A 1,070-nucleotide genomic window follows, 5' to 3' on the forward strand; every position below is an offset into this window, starting at 1 on the left:
CAGCCTGGAAACCTGGACCTCGACCAAGGGCGCCCTGACCTGGCTGAGCGACACCGCCAAAAACACCCTGTAAAAAATCAGCCGCTCAAAATCCGTAACCGGGGCAGAAGTGCGGGCGGTGGCTGCGTCGCGACTCACATTTGGTTGCGCGAACTCGCGGTTCGTGATTCGCTGCGGGCATGGTCAAGCCGCCGTTCGACATTGATGCCCTGTATCCGGCGACGCTGAAGCCGTTGACGCTGGGCCTGCTGGAAGAGAACGCCCGGCTGGTGTCGGAGAACGGGGCGTTGCGCGACGAGATCGCGCGGCTGAAGGGTCTGAAGGGCAAGCCGGACATCAAGCCGCCCTTGAAGCCGTCTGGCATGGACAAGGCAACGGACAAACGGCCCCGGCGCGAGGGGAAGCGGCGGCGCGGGCCGAAAAAGCCGTCGGGCGTGGTCGAGGAGCGGCGGATCGCGGTCGATGGTGTCCCGCCCGGCTCGCGGTTCAAGGGCACCCAGCCGTTCACGGTCCAGGAGCTCAGGATCGAGGCCCGCACGGTGTGCTATCACCGTGAACGGTGGATCACTCCGGACGGCGTGACGATGCTGGCGCCGCTGCCCGATGGGGTCACCGATCACTTCGGTCCCGCGCTCAAGCGCTTCATCCTCGCCCAATACCACCAGGGCCAGACGACGGTGCCCCGCCTGGTCGAGATGCTGCAAGGGCTGGGGGTGGCGATTTCCCAGCGGCAGGTGGTGCGCATCCTCATCGCGTCAAACGACCAGTTCGTCACCGAGGCCCGGGACGTTCTGCGGGCGGGCCTGACCCACGGACGGTGGATTTCGGTGGACGATACCGGCGCCCGTCACCAGGGCAGAAACGGCGTCTGCACCCAGATCGGCAACGATGCGTTCACTGTTTTCGCCACCACGGTTTCCAAGAGCCGGCTCAATTTCCTCGAGCTTCTGCGGGCCGGGCACGGCGACTATGTGCTGAACGATCAGGCCTTCGCCGCCATGCGCCGGCGCGGCCTCGCCGGTTCCGTCATCGCCCGACTGCAGGCCCACCCGGACCGGTTTTTCGCCGAT

At 66.2% G+C, this 1,070-nt stretch carries 1 protein-coding gene; it reads left to right on the top strand.

Annotation, left to right across the window (positions count from 1 at the left end):
* Nucleotides 1-179: 179 nt before the first annotated feature.
* On the top strand, nt 180-1,070 hold an 891-nt coding region (locus BLS85_RS18485; protein ID WP_143027208.1), incomplete at its 3' end, for an IS66 family transposase.

Origin of the sequence: Rhodospira trueperi (assembly GCF_900101965.1) — a bacterium.
Classification (GTDB): Bacteria; Pseudomonadota; Alphaproteobacteria; order Rhodospirillales; family Rhodospirillaceae; genus Rhodospira; species Rhodospira trueperi.